The organism is Bacillus andreraoultii, assembly GCF_001244735.1.
In the GTDB taxonomy this organism is placed as follows: domain Bacteria; phylum Bacillota; class Bacilli; order Bacillales; family Caldibacillaceae; genus Caldifermentibacillus; species Caldifermentibacillus andreraoultii.
Genome location: NZ_LN868936.1, coordinates 308,625 through 326,818, shown reverse-complemented (window position 1 = coordinate 326,818; position 18,194 = coordinate 308,625). Strand labels below are relative to the sequence as shown.

Annotated in this window: 17 protein-coding genes and 1 pseudogene; 15 read left to right on the top strand and 3 right to left on the bottom strand. The window is 35.4% G+C overall.

The features are described 5' to 3' along the window. Window positions 1–220: 220 nt before the first annotated feature. From BN2144_RS04625 to BN2144_RS04590, 9 genes and pseudogenes are all read left to right on the top strand, one after another. Window positions 221–829 (top strand): hypothetical protein, encoded by a 609-nt coding sequence (locus BN2144_RS04625; protein ID WP_033827125.1) that lies wholly within the window; start codon window positions 221–223, stop codon window positions 827–829. 623 nt (window positions 830–1,452) lie between these two features. Beyond that, window positions 1,453–1,863: a hypothetical protein gene (locus tag BN2144_RS04620; protein ID WP_139017849.1), complete on the top strand. Its 411-nt coding sequence runs from the start codon at window positions 1,453–1,455 to the stop codon at window positions 1,861–1,863. A gap of 410 nt (window positions 1,864–2,273) precedes the next feature. Then, a pseudogene (locus tag BN2144_RS20885) lies at window positions 2,274–3,335 on the top strand (HAMP domain-containing protein); the annotation flags it as partial. Beyond that, window positions 3,321–4,277 (top strand): methyl-accepting chemotaxis protein, encoded by a 957-nt coding sequence (locus BN2144_RS20880; RefSeq protein WP_407638009.1) that lies wholly within the window; start codon window positions 3,321–3,323, stop codon window positions 4,275–4,277. The pseudogene BN2144_RS20885 and the gene BN2144_RS20880, both read left to right, overlap by 15 nt. A 326-nt stretch (window positions 4,278–4,603) precedes the next feature. After that, window positions 4,604–4,906, top strand: coding sequence for a metal-sensing transcriptional repressor (locus tag BN2144_RS04610; RefSeq protein ID WP_033827124.1), 303 nt, complete (start codon window positions 4,604–4,606; stop codon window positions 4,904–4,906). Window positions 4,907–4,919: 13 nt separating this feature from the next. After that, window positions 4,920–7,304, top strand: coding sequence for a heavy metal translocating P-type ATPase (locus BN2144_RS04605; protein WP_033827123.1), 2,385 nt, complete (start codon window positions 4,920–4,922; stop codon window positions 7,302–7,304). A gap of 52 nt (window positions 7,305–7,356) precedes the next feature. Then, window positions 7,357–7,566, top strand: a complete 210-nt coding sequence (gene copZ, locus BN2144_RS04600) for a copper chaperone CopZ (protein ID WP_033827154.1) — start codon at window positions 7,357–7,359, stop codon at window positions 7,564–7,566. A 1,173-nt stretch (window positions 7,567–8,739) separates the two neighbouring features. Next, window positions 8,740–9,222 (top strand): CBO0543 family protein, encoded by a 483-nt coding sequence (locus tag BN2144_RS04595; RefSeq protein WP_033827122.1) that lies wholly within the window; start codon window positions 8,740–8,742, stop codon window positions 9,220–9,222. Window positions 9,223–9,437: 215 nt separating this feature from the next. Next, a complete protein-coding gene (locus tag BN2144_RS04590) occupies window positions 9,438–9,830 on the top strand; it encodes a bacteriohemerythrin (RefSeq protein WP_033827121.1) in 393 nt (130 codons plus the stop codon). A 132-nt stretch (window positions 9,831–9,962) separates the two neighbouring features. Here the strand turns inward: BN2144_RS04590 and BN2144_RS04585 are convergent, their stop codons facing one another. Then, on the bottom strand, window positions 9,963–10,580 hold the full coding sequence (locus tag BN2144_RS04585; protein ID WP_033827120.1) for a nitroreductase family protein: 618 nt from the start codon (window positions 10,578–10,580) through the stop codon (window positions 9,963–9,965). Between the two features lie 326 nt (window positions 10,581–10,906). Between BN2144_RS04585 and BN2144_RS04580 the strand changes: the two genes are divergently transcribed. From BN2144_RS04580 to BN2144_RS04565, 4 genes are all read left to right on the top strand, one after another. Then, complete coding sequence (locus BN2144_RS04580; RefSeq protein ID WP_033827119.1) at window positions 10,907–11,800, top strand: cation diffusion facilitator family transporter; 894 nt, start codon at window positions 10,907–10,909, stop codon at window positions 11,798–11,800. Between the two features lie 100 nt (window positions 11,801–11,900). Further along, window positions 11,901–12,140 carry a hypothetical protein gene (locus tag BN2144_RS04575; protein ID WP_033827118.1) on the top strand — a complete coding sequence of 80 codons (240 nt, stop codon included), beginning with the start codon at window positions 11,901–11,903 and terminating at the stop codon, window positions 12,138–12,140. 61 nt (window positions 12,141–12,201) lie between these two features. Further along, window positions 12,202–12,648: a hypothetical protein gene (locus tag BN2144_RS04570; protein ID WP_033827117.1), complete on the top strand. Its 447-nt coding sequence runs from the start codon at window positions 12,202–12,204 to the stop codon at window positions 12,646–12,648. 512 nt (window positions 12,649–13,160) lie between these two features. Then, the gene (locus tag BN2144_RS04565) at window positions 13,161–14,480 is read left to right on the top strand and encodes a uracil/xanthine transporter (protein ID WP_033827116.1); all 1,320 of its coding nucleotides are present in this window, start codon (window positions 13,161–13,163) and stop codon (window positions 14,478–14,480) included. 161 nt (window positions 14,481–14,641) lie between these two features. On the opposite strand, the gene BN2144_RS04560 is transcribed toward BN2144_RS04565, so the two are convergent. Both BN2144_RS04560 and BN2144_RS04555 read right to left on the bottom strand, forming a co-directional pair. Beyond that, entirely contained in the window at window positions 14,642–14,896 is a 255-nt protein-coding gene (locus BN2144_RS04560; RefSeq protein WP_082195141.1) for an RsiV family protein, read from the bottom strand. Between the two features lie 99 nt (window positions 14,897–14,995). Next, the gene (locus tag BN2144_RS04555) at window positions 14,996–15,490 is read right to left on the bottom strand and encodes a hypothetical protein (protein ID WP_042337593.1); all 495 of its coding nucleotides are present in this window, start codon (window positions 15,488–15,490) and stop codon (window positions 14,996–14,998) included. 423 nt (window positions 15,491–15,913) lie between these two features. On the opposite strand from BN2144_RS04555, the gene BN2144_RS04550 reads away from it, so the two are divergent. Next, window positions 15,914–16,957 carry an ROK family transcriptional regulator gene (locus tag BN2144_RS04550; protein ID WP_033827151.1) on the top strand — a complete coding sequence of 348 codons (1,044 nt, stop codon included), beginning with the start codon at window positions 15,914–15,916 and terminating at the stop codon, window positions 16,955–16,957. Window positions 16,958–16,972: 15 nt separating this feature from the next. Next, a complete protein-coding gene (locus BN2144_RS04545) occupies window positions 16,973–18,169 on the top strand; it encodes an MFS transporter (protein WP_033827115.1) in 1,197 nt (398 codons plus the stop codon). Window positions 18,170–18,194: the final 25 nt, after the last annotated feature.

The window sequence follows — 18,194 nt, the reverse complement described above, 5'->3', positions numbered from 1 at the left end:
GGTAATGTCAAAAGTTCTATGAAAAACGGATAAGCAAACAAGATTTATTCCGAAATAAGGTGGAGAACCGTCGCCATTTGCCCTTGACAAACACGCCGATGGTTTAAGTTAGGTGTAACAAGGGCGAAGGGAACTAAATTAAGGCATGACAAATACGCCCTTGTTTTCCGAAAATTTTAAACCATCGGCTAGTTCGGTTTGTCAAAAGGGAGGGAACCTTATGAAAATTAATAAAACTAATTTAAAAGTTGTTATTATGATTCTAGTTACTACAATAATTATTGCACCCTCTTTACCACACTACGCCTTTGCTAATACAAACATAGACTTTCATCCAAATTTATCTCTACAGCAGGTTCAAGTCAAGGAAGCCATAGAGGAACTTGATACAATTGAAAATATTGAGATGGTAGATTTGAGGGAAACATCTGAGAGGGCAGAATTCACATTGATAATGGATGATGAAGAAAGTCAAATTACAATTGATAAAGTCGATGGCAATTTATATGTAGATGGAGAACTGGCTGTTACTGATATAGTACTTGACGACTCAGAATCTCCTGTAGAAAAAATAGAAGAGGAAAAGTCATTAAATTTAATGACAGCCCAATCTTATAAAACTTATAATATAGGAACCGATTATAGCACTGGAACATGGGTAAATAAAGGTTATAAATCTGGTAGTTTTAATGTCGTAACTGTTACGGTAACAGCTATTGCCGGCATAATATCATTTATTTTAACAAAATCACCAAAAACTTCATCACGAACAGCTGCAGGAGCTGTACTCTCTAGCCTTGTTAATATAGGTCAGTACACCGTTTTATGAGGTATGTATACTTATAAGGATAAAAAGAGGAATACTTACAAAGATTCGTTGGGTTTATTTAACTATAAAGGAAGCACAGTGAAGAATAAAATTGTTCATATAAATCACTATCATGGGAAGGTTTATTAGTGAAAAAAATCAATTCTAAATTTTATAGGTACATTGAGTGGCTCGGTTATAAACGGATACTCGATGTACTTTTTTGTTAAAAACATTACCACTAGAATGATAGAATCAAACATAATGGATTTTTATCGAAAGAAAGGAATAAAAGACATATATTGGAGCATTCTTTGGGGCGTATTAGTTAATATTTAGCGTAATAACTTATGTTTTACAATTTTTATATAGGGTTTGAATTTTATGAAACTTCAAACATATTATGCGTAATATCCCTTGATGTCACCGGATACTTTATGAATGGAGGAAAGGGTAGAAGAAACAATGATATTCAGGCTTGATAAAAACGAAGGAAAATAAGTCCAAATAGGAGTGCCAAAAGCGAATTATTAATATGCGTTGAAACGATTTGAATAAGAAGTCGTATATATACGTGTAAATGTTTTGAACAAATGGTTATGGGGGGATTTATTATCAAGAAAATGATCATGGTATTTTTATTTATGAGTGTATTGGCGGGATGTAATGTAGAAAATAAAAAGGCTGATTCAGATGATTTGGCTGCTAATTTTGAAAACGTACAAAAAATGGAAGTCATATCACCCGAGGAGTCAGATTCTATTTCAACAATCACAGATAACGAGGATATTGCCGACTTTACAGAAGCACTTAAAATGAGTGAATGGGAAATGGTGGATGTCCCCTCAGATGCAATCATGGGCAAACAATTTGAATTGTACAAACAAGAAACAATAAAATTCGGTGAATCAAGTGATGATAAAAAAGAGCTAAAGCATGTAGCAAGTATAATTACATATATGGATACGCCATATGTTGATCTTCAGTTAAAAACATTCAAATTAAGTTTTAAAATACCAGAAGATGTCCATGAATATCTATCAAAATATGAGTAGTTTCTACTTAAGAATTAAAGACCAAGAGAAAGATACAACCCTAGTCTATGATACATTTGTTTTTCACGATCGAATTCAGTTCACTTCCATAAAGTGAACAATAAGAGAAGTGTTCTGAATTCTGCTAGATATACAAGGCTATTGAACCGAACTGAATGATATCAATAAAAATCAACCGATACCCAGGCTGGATCCAACCGAGATTCAGTCCTTTTTTTTGTTCATTCCTTTCATCCCTTATTTGAAAAATACCCTAGGAACAAGTTGAAAGATGGTTTAACGAAGGTTATGAATCTTTTTCAACATTGGAGCACAATCGGTTTACGTAATAGTTGCACTGTATTAGTATTGTAATTGTGGTCTTTTGCACATATTTTTTCCATAGATACATCTAAGAGAATAAATCAACTATGTTGATGAGGAGGAGTTTTAATTTGAAAAAAATAGGAAGTTTTATTTCAAAACTAAAACCAAAATTAGTTCTGTCTTTTGCTCTCATTTTAATTGTACCAAGTATGATTATTGGGTCATTGTCTTATATGACTGCTAAAAATACGGTCGGGGATAGAATAAAGGATGGAATTAATGAAAACGTACAGCTTTTAAATTCTTCAATAAATAATGAGATTGGACCGAAAAAGGAGAATATCACCTATCTATCGGAAAAAATATCCTCTGAACTTTATACAAAAGAACACAGGTCTGATTTGGTGGATATCCTCCAGTTTTATGGGAAGTTATTTCCTAAAGATGTAGAACTTACATATATCGGTACGAAAACGGGTTTGTTTGTTCAGTATCCAGATGCTGAAATGGATGCTGATTACGATCCTAGAGAAAGACCTTGGTATAAAGATGCGATGAAAAATAAGGGGGAAATTATACTATCTGAACCTTATATTTCAGCAACAACTGGGAACATGGTAGTGACCCTTTCCCAATCAACGAATGATGATTCGGGTGTCGTTGCTATTGATATTTCTTTAAGTTATTTACAAGATTTGGTGGGAAAAGTTAAATTCGGTGATAAGGGATTTGCTGTTCTATTAGATAAAACGGGAAAATTTATTTCCCATCCTCATAATGAAGCTGGTACTCAGGCGAAACAAGCGTTCTATAAAAAAATGTACAAACAAAATAGTGGAGAGCTATATTACGAAATAAATGGCGATGAGAAACTAATGAAGTTTGTCACGAATGAGACAACAGACTGGAAAATTGGAGGAAATTTATCCTATTCAGAGGTTGCCAATACAGCCAAACCAATTTTTCAAAGAACCTTTTTGGTTATTGCAGTGTTCTTTATTATAGGATCAGTAACGATTTTCTTTGTTATTAAATCAATCGTTCAGCCAATAAATAAATTAAAGAAAAAGGCAGACAATATTGGTAAAGGGAACCTATCTGAACAAATTGAAGTAACTTCAGATGATGAAATTGGACAATTATCTCAAACGATGAGAACGATGCAAGATATGTTGAAAGAAATGATACAAAGAATTTCCCTTGCATCCGAACGAATAGCAAGTCACAGTGAGGAATTAACCCAATCATCCAATGAAGTAAGTCACGGCACAGAGCAAATCTCCTCAACAATGGAGGAACTAGCATCAGGGGCTGAAACACAGGCGAATAATGCGAGTGAATTATCCACCAATATGGAAGTGTTTGCACAACGGTTAGATGAGGCAAATAAATATGGAAATGAAATCCACCAATATTCAGAAGATGTGTTGCATGTAGCAACAGAAGGTAGCAAGCAAATGAGTGACTCTGTTGAACAAATGCAGAAGATTAATACGGTTGTTCAAGAATCTGTTCATAAAGTAGAAGGCTTAACTATTCAGTCAAAAGAAATTTCGAAACTCGTACTTGTTATAAAAGACATAGCTGACCAAACGAATCTTTTGGCATTAAATGCGGCAATCGAAGCAGCAAGGGCTGGTGAACAAGGGAAAGGTTTTGCTGTTGTTGCGGATGAAGTGAGAAAATTAGCCGAACAAGTAGCGAACTCTATCGTGGGTATTTCAAATTTTGTTAACAAAATTCAAAGTGAAACAGTAAGTGTATCGGACTCCTTGCAAAGTGGTTATAAAGAAGTAGAACGTGGAACAAGTCAAATTCAGTCAACAGAAGAAAGCTTTAATAAAATTCGAAGTTTAATTACGGAAGAAGCTAAAGGGATTGAATCGATATCTCAAATCTTAGCTGATGTGTCAGAAAAAGGACAAGAAATGAGTGGCTCTATTCAAGAAATTGCCGCGGTATCAGAAGAATCTGCTGCAGGAATTGAAGAGACGGCTGCTGCTAGTCAACAGACAAGTAGTTCCATGCAAGAAGTGACAGCAAGTGCAGAAGAATTAGCCAACTTGGCAGAGGAATTAACGCAAATGGTTCAGAAGTTTAAATTATAAGTAGATAGTTTTGAAATGTAAGTAGTTGATATTCGCATGAAATTTTCTATCTCTTAACAAAAATATGCTTCCCTCCTGTTCAAAAGTCTGAACATGGAGGGGAGAAATTAAGATGGATATGTAAGGCGTATTTTCTAAAGCCGATAAAAATAACCAACCAATCGTACGAAACAACTTGATACGTGAAAAAGTCCCAATACAGTAATACAAGAAGTGAAACAGGATGGCGTGATACCCATCGTGATTTTTCCGCAAAAGATGTTTTTGTTTACATAAATACAATAGGGGGGTATAGTATAAGTATAAAGAATAAGGAAGTGATTGATTTGGATAAATATTTACATGATCACCCGAGTCAACCGAGAACACAAGATGAAAAGCAAAAAATCATTAATCGTTTAAAACGAATTGAAGGCCAAGTTCGTGGAATACAGAAAATGGTAGAGGAAGATCGTTATTGTGTTGATATTTTAGTACAAATTAGTGCCATTCAATCCGCATTAAAAAATGTTGGTTTTGTTGTCACTGAACGTCATCTTACCCATTGTGTTAGTGATGCGATTAGACAAGGGGAAGGGAAAGAAACCATTGAGGAACTAATGAGTGTTTTAAAACAGTTTTCGAAGTAAGGAGTGGGGAAATATGGGTGAAACAAATCGTGTGACACTAGGTATAACAGGCATGACTTGTGCAGCATGTTCTAACCGTATTGAAAAAGTGTTAAATAAAATAGATGGTGTAGAGGCACAAGTAAACTTAACGACAGAAAAAGCTACAATCCAATATAATCCGGACAAAACCTCTCTAGATGATATTACGATGAAAATAGAAAATATCGGTTATGGTGTTTTAAAAGAAAAAGTGGATCTTGATGTGTTTGGGATGACTTGTGCCGCGTGCTCCAATCGGATTGAAAAAGTATTAAATAAACAAGCGGGTGTAACTCGAGCCACTGTAAACTTAACAACGGAAAGTGCCACGATTGAATATAATCCGGGAATCGTTGATGCAGGTACCTTAATCGAAAAAATCAAAAATACGGGTTACGATGCAAAGCCGAAAGCAGAAACAAAAGAAAAACAAACTTATAAAGAAAAAGAATTGCAACAGAAGAAAATAAAGTTAATGATTTCTGCAGTTCTTTCAGCTCCACTGTTATTAACGATGCTCGTTCACTTGTTTGGAGTAAATATCCCTCATATTTTCATGAATCCGTGGTTCCAATTTCTTTTAGCAACACCGGTTCAGTTTATGATCGGCTGGCAATTTTATGTTGGGGCTTATAAAAACTTAAAAAATGGTGGAGCAAACATGGATGTACTCGTTGCACTAGGTACGAGTGCTGCTTACTTCTATAGTTTATATGAAGCAGTGAAAACCATTGGAAATCCGAATTATATGCCTCACCTTTATTTTGAAACGAGTGCTGTTTTAATTACCTTAATTTTATTTGGGAAATATTTAGAGTCACGGGCAAAAAGTCAAACAACAAATGCAATCTCTGAACTACTTAATTTACAAGCAAAAGAAGCACGTGTTATCCGGGATGGAAAAGAAGTGATGATCCCAGTTGAAGAAGTAGTAGTTGGGGATCACTTAATTGTTAAGCCAGGAGAAAAGATACCTGTAGATGGTATTGTTGTTAGAGGAAGGACTTCGGTTGATGAATCGATGCTTACTGGTGAATCGATTCCGATTGAAAAAGATCCTGGGGCAAAATTAATTGGCGCAACGATTAATAAAAATGGTTCCATTGAAATGGAAGCGACAAAGGTTGGGAAAGATACTGCTCTAGCCTCGATTGTAAAAGTTGTAGAGGAAGCACAAGGATCAAAAGCACCAATTCAACGTTTAGCTGATGTTATCTCAGGTTATTTCGTCCCAATTGTTATCGGTATTGCCATTGTAACATTTGCGATTTGGATTATTTTTGTTAAACCTGGTCAATTCGAACCTGCTTTAGTTGCAGCCATTGCTGTACTTGTGATTGCTTGTCCGTGTGCGTTAGGGCTCGCAACACCAACTTCCATTATGGTAGGAACCGGAAGAGCGGCTGAAAGTGGAATCCTTTTTAAAGGTGGAGAACATCTTGAAAGAACCCATCAATTACAGGCGGTTGTACTTGATAAAACAGGGACAATTACGAAAGGGAAACCAGAAGTAACAGATTTTACTGGTGATAAAGAAACACTACAATTATTAGCTAGTGCAGAAAAAGGATCAGAACATCCACTCGCAGGAGCAATAGTCGCATACGCAGAGGAAAACGGAATTGATTTTCTCAATGTTGATGAATTTCATGCGATACCCGGACACGGTATTGAAGCGAAAATTTCTGGAAAACATGTTCTTGTTGGAAATCGCAAATTAATGAATGATTATCAAATTGATACGAGAGGCAATGAGGACAAATTAGTTGAATTTGAAACAAACGGAAAAACAGCGATGTTAATAGCAATTGATGGAAATTATCGAGGAACCGTTGCCGTTCAAGACACGATTAAAGAAACAGCGCCTCAAACGATTAAAGAATTAAAAGATATGGGCATTGAAGTAGTTATGTTAACAGGTGACAACGAAAGAACGGCCGAAGCAATTGCAAAACAAGTCGGCATTGACCATGTAATCGCCCAAGTATTGCCTGAGCAAAAGGCAGATAAGGTGAAAGAACTTCAAGCTCAAGGGAAAAAGGTAGCAATGGTTGGGGATGGAGTAAATGACGCACCTGCATTAGTGACAGCTGATATTGGTATTGCTATTGGTACAGGTACAGAGGTGGCCATTGAAGCGGCTGATGTAACTATTCTTGGTGGTGAATTGTTGCTCATACCGAAAGCGATTAAAATTAGCCATGCGACAATTCGAAATATCAGGCAAAACTTGTTCTGGGCTTTCGGATACAATACGGCTGGAATTCCAATTGCTGCCATTGGATTACTTGCCCCATGGATTGCTGGAGCCGCAATGGCATTAAGTTCGGTCAGTGTTGTCACAAACTCACTTCGCCTAAAACGAGTGAAGTTATAGAACATGGTGTTTAAAGGTGGACTTGCCCCATTGGGAGGAGGTGAAAATGATGATGGAAAAGAAAACATTAAACGTCCAAGGTATGTCTTGTGGTCATTGCAAAATGGCAGTAGAAGGTGCATTAAAAAAATTAGATGGCGTCACAGCAGCTGAAGTAAATCTAGAAGCTGGTAAAGTAGATGTTACATTTGATGAAACAAAAGTTAACGTTGCTGCTATGAAAGAAGCCGTTGAAGAACAAGGCTATGATGTACAAGAATAGTTGTATCGAAATTAGGATGGTACATAGTAACCTTCACCATTGAAAAGCCGAACTATCCACTAAAGCTCTTATTTAGAGCCTCGGAATAGTCCGGCTTTTTTAGCTAATAGGAAGGGGCTGTTCAGAAAGTCGTATTTTTTTAAAAAACGTGATAATCAAGAATATCGATATATTAAGGTTTTGAAACATGAATAGGTGCATCCGGAAGTCAAAGTAAAAGTGAGTATTTTAGGGTTATAGGGAGGTTCTATGATCCCGTTTTCGCGTAAACCTGAGTATTTTGGGTTCATAGAAAGGATCTATGCACCCATTTTCGCGTAAACCTAAGGATTTTGGGTTCATAGAAAGGTTGTATGCGCCCTTTTTTGCGTAAACTTCAAGATTTTAGGTTCATAGAGAAGTTCTATGATCCCGTTTTCGCATAAACCTAAGGATTTTAGGTTCATAGAAGGGTTCTATGATCCCGTTTTCGCGTAAACCTGAGTATTTTAGGTTCATAGAAGGGTTCTATGATCCCGTTTTCGCGTAAACCTAAGGATTTTGGGTTCATAGAAAGGATCTATGCACCCATTTTCGCGTAAACCTGAGTATTTTAGGTTCATAGAAGGGTTCTATGATCCCGTTTTCACGTCAAACTCAGGATTTTGGGCTTATAGGGAGATTCTATGCGCCCTTTTTTGCGTAAACTTCAAGATTTTAGGTTCATAGAGAAGTTCTATGCACCCATTTTCGCGTAAACCTGAGTATTTTAGGTTCATAGAAAGGTTGTATGCGCCCTTTTTTGCGTAAACTTCAAGATTTTAGGTTCAAAGAGAAGTTCTATGATCCCGTTTTCGCATAAACCTAAGGATTTTAGGTTCATAGAAGGGTTCTATGATCCCGTTTTCACGTCAAACTCAGAATTTTAGGTTGACAGAAAGGTTGTATAATCCCGTACCACTAAAAACTGCGGTATTTTCGTGCGACCAAACCACATTAGACGCCCGAATTTCCCGTGCCTTTTATCAAAAAGGTCATCAATAGCGGTTCCTAGACACTCAATTATCCGAATTTCAAATCAAAATGATCATCAATAGCACATCTAGATGCCCGTTTAACTAATTTTTTATTTTTAGTAGCGTGTTTTTGTCATAAAAATTCAAACAGAGAACAAGCTAACTATAGGTGATGATAATGGGCGGAAAAAGGAATGAAAAGAGATTTTTATATGGATTACTTATCTTTTCAATGGGAATATTACCTTTACTAATGAAACGGCCTCCTAAAAAGGACTGGTTGTTTGCATATATGTATAATGCAATAACTAACATTATTTTAGACAAATGGTTCACAGTGAACTATATTTCGTATCCAACACGATTATTACCGAAAATATTCAGGATACATATCCTTTACGATGTGCTGCTTTACCCAATAGCTACGGTTATGTACAATCAATTAACAAGTAAAGATAAACCAGTAGCAATTATTTATAAAGTTCTCTTTTTTTCAGTACCACTTACAATTTTTGAATTTTGGGCGGAACGGAACACCGGATTGATAAAATGGAAAAGTGGTTGGCGTTGGTATCATACTTTTATTAGCGTGAATTTAAAGTCTTTAATCACAAGAGTTATCGTATCCGTATTTAGAAAGTATATAAGAGGAAATGATTAAAACGAATGAATCGTGGTAACTCAATAAAATAAAGTTTTTCAGAAAGATCATGCTAACTACATGTGTCAAAGTCCTTTCATTCCTGAGGAACGTTGATAATGTTACAAAAATGCGGCAGTTTTTTGTAAAAGTTGTGAAATAAATCACAAAAGATTGTACTTATTGTAATATTAAAATTCAGAAAATATTTATGTGGATAGGAAGGTAGTTTATGCATGTTTAAATGGGAAAAAGAGTTTGAAACAGGAAATGCTTTAGTTGATGAACAACATAAAACATTATTTGAAATTGGAGACAGGGCTTATGAGCTATTACGGAATGATTTCTATACGGATAAATATGATAAGATCATAGATATCATTCACGAACTTAAAGATTATACAGTTTTTCATTTTCGCGCTGAGGAAGAATATATGTTAAAGGTAGGCTATAAAGGATTATTTTCCCATAAAAAGGAGCATGATGGTTTTATAGAGAAGTTTGATCAAATTGATTATAATCGTATTGACCAAGGGCAAAATGATTACATTTATGAATTATTAACATTTATTGCGGATTGGATAACTGAGCATATTCTTATTAAGGACAGACAGCACAGCCATACATAAAAAGATGAAAAAACGGGTTTGGAATTTAACTTCTTCCAAATCCGAATTTTTTTGCTAAGGGTTTCATTTATTTGACCAATCAATATCATTTCCATAAAATTTACACTTGGTTATTCCTATTTACAGAAGTGTCTAGTCAACAAAATGAACAAATTCATTAACAGGCTTTCTATATCCTCTTGGTCTTATTTTATTTTCTACTGATTTTCCTAATGAAATCATTAAGACGGGCTGATGATTTTTTGGGATGTGATAGATTTCTTTTATTTTTTCTACATTATGTACATGCATCGGGCAAGTATCCCACCCTTTGTCTTTTGCGGCTAACATGAATAGCATAGCGGATAAACAAGCATTTCGGATATTGTCTTCTTCAATTAATTTGGGGTTATCCGTGTATAGTTTGTTTATTGTATGAATCGTGTAGTTAAACTCTAACTCGTCCATTATACCGAGCATTTTCATCCCTTCATATAATCGAGGGGCTTCTTTATAACCTTCTGAATCTCCACATACAATAATAGTTGCAGAGGCACTAAAAATCTTATGCTGGTTATTGGATGCTTCCTTGACTAATGCTTTCTTTTCTTGAGACATTGCAACATAATAATGCGTTGTTTGTATGTTATATGAAGAAGGATGTGTCTTAACAACTTCAAATATTTCCTGTAATTCAGAAGAAGAGATCTTAATATCTGACTGAAAATTAATAGCTGAACGTCTAATCTTTGTTAACTCTAAAAATTCCATATATATTCTTCCTCTTTCGTTTATTTAGTTCATTAATTTTGCCCTATAGTGAAAAAAAGTAAATGTAATCTCATTATACCAACTGAAATAGTGGACTTTATTCATAAAAAGCACAAAAGTGTTAAATTTAAATGTGAAAAACAAATCGGCAATAAAAATGAGAAATTTTATCTTTCCTTCAAATGAATAAATAATTTTTGCCTTAACGAAACAAGTTAAGCTTTGGTTTAACATCATAGATTGATCCAAAAAGATTTCTGTAGACCCACATGCATAAAGAGTTGTATCATTATTTTTGTTTGTAATTAAAATTAGGAGTGGGAATGTTGGAAGAACAAAAATATATGAATTTAAAAAGAGGAGAAAGAGGAGCGATTATAAGTATAATTGCTTATTTATTTCTCTCTTCGTTAAAACTATTTGTTGGATATGTATCTAATTCCCAAGCATTAAGAGCAGATGGATTGAACAATGCTACAGATATTATCGCCTCTATTGCTGTATTCATTGGATTAAGGATATCCCAGAGACCACCTGATAGTGACCATGCATACGGACATTGGAAAAGTGAGAACATTGCCTCTTTAGTTGCTTCTTTTATTATGTTTGCAGTTGGGATTCAAGTATTAATAGATGGGGTTGTTTCTCTTTTTGAAGGAGGAAGTAACTCCCCTAACCTTATTGCAGGATATTTTGGTATCTTTTCTGCATTGGTTATGTACACGGTATATCGTTATAATAAAAACTTAGCTTCAAAAATAAATAGTCAAGCTTTAATGGCAGCTGCGAAAGATAATTTATCAGATGCTTGGGTAAGTATTGGTACAGCAATCGGCATATTCGGTTCACAATTAAACATGCCTTGGCTTGATACTGTTACTGCAGTGATGGTAGGCCTACTTATTTGTAAAACAGCTTGGGATATTTTCATGGAGGCCTCACATAACTTGAAGGACGGTTTTGATGAAGAAAAAATTACCCTCTATAAAAAAACAATTGAAATGGTACCGGGTGTTAAAGGTATTAAGGAAATTAAAGGGAGAAATTATGGGAACAATACAGTGGTGGATGTTATCAATACGGTTAACTCAAATTTAAACATTAAAGATGCCCATGACATTTCAACACTTGTTGAAAATACGTTAATTAAACAACATAATATTTATGATGTTATTGTTCATGTTGAACCGAAAATGATAAATGGTCGTTTATCCGAGTAGCTGGATTATACAAATAAATAAACTTTGGCTGCTCGCTAAGGTTGAAAATAATGATAGGAACAATGGAATTTTATATTTTATCGTTCAGGAGGAAAAGATAATGAACAAACAAGGTCAAGAGAAGTTTTTACATTATATTTTGGAAAGAGTTCAAGAAGGGAAAGAAGAGGAAGCAAAAGAACTGTTGATGGAAAACTTCAGAAAACAAGATGAAGGTACTTTTTCATTAACAGAAATTCAAGAGTTTATCCCAAAAATGATTCATTTGTTGAAACCAGATAAATTAGAAGAAGTACAAACGGTTGTAAATAATTTTTCAAGCGAATTTAAGAAGAAATAAGGTTAGAAATACGTAAATCACGAAATCGATATATGTACAAGAATTGTCAGGGTGTGTTTTTTTGAACTCCAGAAAAGAGGAAGCAAGGAATCTTAAAAAGGAAAATCGGCATCGACTTGTTCTTTGGACATTGCGGATTGTATGGTTGATAGCAAATATGATTGCGATAAATTATTGGCGATTTTTCGGATGGTGGTTCCTTATTGTATGTTCGCTTATTTTAATTTCGGGACTCGTTTTTATTGAAAAAAGATTACAGCCATTGGAAATGAAATGGTCTGAAAGAAAGATTCAAAAGAAGTATCCATTTATGAAGAATTTAAAGGATGGCGAGAAGATAACAATTGAGATGAAAAATGGCGAATGTTTGAAAAATGCCATGCTTGTCTCACGAGTTGATAAAGAGCTACTCGTTCTTTTAAAGCCAGACGTTCACGAAGGATTTGTAAAGGAGGACATACGTACAATAAAGTTAAAGAGTATAAAAACAATCACTCCTTCCAGTTAACGTTGCTCATAAGATTAATAGGGGTTTGTACGCTTTTTCTGCTTTTAAATAGGTGACTTTGGGTTGATAGCAAGGTTCTATGGGCCCTTTTTTGCGTAAAAGTCATAATTTCGGGTTGATAGCAAGGTTCTATGGGCCCTTTTTTGCGTAAAAGTCATAATTTCGGGTTGATAGCAAGGTTCTATGAGCCCGTTTTCGCGTAAACCTGATGATTTTGGGTTGATAGAAGGGTTCTATGAGACCGTTTTTGCAAAAACCTGATAATTTCGGGTTCATATCTAGATTCTAAGAGCCCATTCTGCCTATAAACCTATTCAAATCAGGTTCATAGAGAAGTCCTATGAGCTGATTTCCACGCCAGCCCGTTCAACACCAGTTCATAAATGAAAATAAAAAAATGCAATAAATTTTTAATGCGCAGGTTAATCAGATTTATCAAAAAATAAAAAATAGTGTACAATGGCTTTATATATATTTTTCTGTTTATGTAGTTTAAGAGGGGTGGGGGAATAATGATACGACCATCTTCATCTACAACATTTTTTGCCGGGGTACAATGGTTGTTTTTTATGTTTGCAAATACGGTGGTCATTCCTTTAACAATTGGAGATGCCTTTGATTTGTCCTCAGTAGAAGTGGCAAGTGCAATGCAAAGGTCTTTTATTTATACGGGTATCGCTTGTATTCTTCAGGCATTCATTGGACATAAGTATCCTTTAATGGAAGGACAATCGGGATTATGGTGGGGAGCTTTACTAAGTATAAGTGCATCTGCATCATCTGCAGGGGTATCATTAAATGAACTTGGCGGGGGTCTTGCAGTGGGAATCATTATTTCAGGATTCCTTGTTATGGTACTTGGGGCACTTGGTATGGGAAATGTATTAATTCGGTTGTTTACGCCAGTTGTTATGAGTACAGTATTGTTTTTACTTGCGGTTCAGTTAATTGGGATTTTCACAAAAGGAATGTTAGGGTTAAATACAGGGGATCATATTGACTTGCCAATTGCGGGGCTATCACTATTTTTAGTTGTTCTTGTCATCTGGATGAATGTAAAGGGGCCTGGCATTATACGGAATTTTTCTATTTTAATTGGAATTGTAACAGGTTGGGTAATTTATGCCGTGTTTTTTCCGGAACAGTCGAATGAAATTGCCACTGCAACAAAAATTATTAACTTCTTTCCTTGGGGAGAACCGTCTTTTAATATAGGACTGATTATTTTCGCCGTTATTACAGGTCTAGTTAACACAACAAATACAATCGCTTCCATTAAAGGTTTTGAACCCATTACCAATACAAAGACGTCCCACCGTCAATACCGAAGATCATTTGTCTTAACGGGTATGAATTCAGTTGTCTCAGGTACGTTTGGGATGGTTCCGTATGCACCGTATGTATCTTCACTAGGATTCTTGCAATCAACACTTATTTTCCATACGTTACCAATGGTGATTGGTGCAATACTATTTATGACTCTTGGATTCGTCCCGATACTCAGCTACTTTTTTACTACTTTACCAGTAAGTGTAGGAAATGCTGTACTATTTGTAGCATATTTACAGTTATTTAGTGGGGGACTGTCTAATTTAGAAGGGATTAAATTTACTCCAAAAACGATTTATCGGATTGCTGCACCGGTATTATTAGGGATTGCGATTATGACAATGCCTGCTGAGATGTTTGATTCGATACCAATCCTTGTTCGGCCACTTCTAAGTAGTGGTTTATTAATGGGGATTATCTTAGCCATTCTTATGGAAAATCTTATTAACTGGTCTAAACTTGAAGAGGTGGAAACTGAGCAAAAAAGCCATAGAGTGGGTTGAATAAAATATTTTAAGCTAAAGCAAAAATAGAATGCGATTTGTAGAAAGGGGACGTGATGAACTCATGTCCTTTGTGTGCTTGGAATTCGTTTCTGATGAGTGAAAATATAATTAAAATGTAGAAAAAGCACCCTCTCATTGTTGAAAAGGTGCACAACCCATTACTTATAGACTGATGATGGTACTTTGACAACCGGATTTCCACTAGAATACGGAGCAACTTCATAAATTTGAAACTGTATTGCAATACCATTATCTGTATAGTAGAACGATGTATTATTATTGATTATTACATCACTTTGTTTTACATCTTCATAGAAATTACGAGGATGCTTTTTAATATAATCATACACATACTTTTGAACATTTTTTCTCTTCTTGGAAGTATTTGAGTCAGAAGGTAATCTTAAATCAATGCGTTTTTACCATGTCAGGTTAAAAAGTTAACGATAACACAAAACTAAGGACAACCATTCATAGACATGTGAATTTTTGTCCTTAAAGTTGTAAAAAACTTATAAAGGTACATTTTCACGAGGTGCTGTTAACTCAGGCGTTTGATTCTCTTGATTTTTATCTAGTATGAGTTGAAAACTATAGTTCACAAATGAGTAAGCTATTGATAGTAAAAATAAATGATTAGGACCAATTCTTTTTAATTTATATAATTTCACCTTTTCAAATAATGCATTCAAAGGGTATGCGAGGGTAAAGTCCATAAGGAGATTTACGAGAGTGTATAACCAGAACTTCCCATATGTATAGCGAAATATCCAAAGATTTCCCACGAAGTAAGGACCTAAAGCAAAAGTCAATCCATTATAAGCGACAGATTTAATTCCGCCTTTAGCATTCCACCATTTTAATGGCCCGCCTATTAAATATTCAGTTAGTATAATAACAGTAGAAAAAAGTGAAACAGGAAGAAACTTAAAGAATGTTCTTTTTGGTATAAAAGCAATAGATGCCCATGATATCGCTAATAATGAAAAGCGAATAACATTTATCATTCTTTCACTCCTTGTATTTGAAATGTTTTCACATTCATTATGTGTAATAAAAGCTGAGATATACACCAAAATAGGTAGCTTGACAACTTTTTTTAACTGATAACAATATATAAACTTCTAATTTCTACCTTCCTATACGCTTAAGCGCTCTTAGTAAGACTTCGGCAACATTACCTCGCAAGCGAAAAGGATTTTTTCGGCGAACTACGGCTCTCTTTTCGCCAAAAGAATCAGGCCCTGAGTTTTCACGAGAAAATATTATATGAGGGAAGATTCACACGTTTACATGATCGAAATTTTAACACTTTCTGATTATATCTTTGTATGTTATGATTATTTTGTTGCTTATTAAACAGCTTTAATAAGTAGCGTCCTCACTTTTTAAACACATTTAAAAAGTTAACGGAGAGGAGGAAGTGAATGATGAAAACGACTCCTAAATCAATGAAAGTAGCAATATTAATAGGTATTCGTCAAGCTCTTCTAGAACTAGGAAGTGCAACAAAGGCTGAGCTGAGCGAAAAGGTAAAGATTAGTTTTCCAACGGTTAGTAAATTTTTATCTGAAATGCAAAAAAGTGGTGAAGTTCTCGCTATTGGCTTAGACGAGTCAAGTGGCGGGAGACGAGCGAAAAGATACAAGTATAATCATGAATATATGCTTGGCCTTGCGATTTTCCTAGAAAAGACGGAAACCATTTATACTGTTTTTAATTGTTTAGGTGAAGTGAAAGAACAAGGAAAGTCACCTACTGTATTAGTTGAGGGTGGTTTGCAATTATTAACGGAAATGATAAAAAGTACGATAATCAAATATCCTAAAGTCCAATCTTTAGCCATTGGTGTTCCAGGTTCTGTGAATAATGGAAAGGTTTTTTATATTCCTGGATACGAACTATATCAAGATTTTAATATAAAATCTTATTTTGAGAAAAAGTTCTCTGTTCCTGTCATTGTTGAAAATGATATGAATGCGGCTGTTCTTGGGTATTACGCAAACAGGAGAATCGAGGAGAATCAATCTCTTGTTTATTTGTATTCTGGTCAAAATGGTCCCGGTGCCGGCATTCTTATAAATGGCGACGTAGTTCGAGGAAGTACTTTTTTCTCTGGTGAGGTTTCGCTTGTTCCTCAGTATGACCAGCAAAATTTTGGACAGGCACTAGATGGAAGTATGGCGACTGAAAAACGAGTAATCTATGAAGAAAAACGAATGGATGCAATAGGAAGATTAATTGCATCATTTGTAGCGATGATAAATCCACATACATTTATTTTTTGTGACGATGAGGTAAACGAAGATGGATTACAGAAATTAGCGAGGTATAGTTCGAAGTATGTTCCGAAAGAGCACCTACCAGAGCTTGTTTTAAGTAACTGGAAACAAGATTATACATATGGATTACAGCATCTTGGACTTCAATTAATGTTACAGCAGGAAGTAAAATTCGATTCACAATACGATTAAAACAGAGGTTACAATATGACAACTATGCTTTTAATTATTATTTATTTGGCTTTTATTAGCTTAGGTTTGCCTGACGCGTTGTTAGGAGCAGCTTGGCCTGTTATGCAAAGTGATTTAGGGGCACCCCTTGATACAGCAGGATACCTCTTTATGACGGTTGCAGGCGGGACGATTATTTCTAGTTTAATAAGTGGGAAAGTACTTAAAAGATTTGGTACAGGTAAGGTGACGTTTGTTAGTGTGTTTATGACGGCCGTTGCTATATTAGGCTTTTATTTCGCCCCATCGATTATTTGGTTGTTTGCATGTGCCGTCCCACTTGGGTTAGGTGCAGGGGCGGTGGACGCCGGATTAAATGATTATGTTGCGACACATTATAAGGCACACCATATGAGTTGGTTGCATTGCTTTTGGGGAGTTGGAGCCACTCTTGGTCCGATTATTATGGCTCGATTCATTTCAGGAAATAGTTCTTGGAGAAATGGATATTTCACAATCGCTTGCCTCCAATTTGCTTTAGTTATTATTCTTTTCCTATCATTACCTTTATGGAACAAAGTAACAAGTAGTAGCAATGCGGTTTTAAATAAAGATAGTAATGTGACGAATGACAAAGTAATTGGGAAACCAAAAGATGAAAAGCCTCTACAAATGAAAGGGGTTAAACTAGCGATGGCGACTTTCTTGTTTTACTCTGGGGTGGAAGCAACGGTTGGTCTTTGGGGAAGTAGCTTTTTAGTGAGTACGAAGGGGCTTTCTAAGGCTTTAGCTGCCCAATGGGTTTCCCTTTATTATGGAGGAATTACAGTTGGAAGATTAATTACAGGCTTTATTACATTTAGAGTTACTAATCGTACGCTTATTCGAATGGGGCAAATGATTGCTTTATGTGGCACAATCCTTCTTTTATTACCTTTACCATCTATATTCTTACTCACTGGTTTTGTTTTAATCGGATTAGGACTAGCACCCATTTTCCCATGTATGATTCATGAAACGCCAGCACGGTTTGGAAAGACGCACTCCCAGACAATTATGGGGTATCAAATGGCTACTGCTTATACGGGGAGTACATTTTTACCGCCACTTTTAGGAACGATTGCAGCAAATTCAACAATAGGCATTTTCCCATTTGTCATTGTCTTATATGCGGTCGCCATGCTTCTCAGTGCAGAAAAATTAAATGGGAGTTTCGTCAAAAGAGGGAATTAATTATACATATTATAATGAAAAAAGG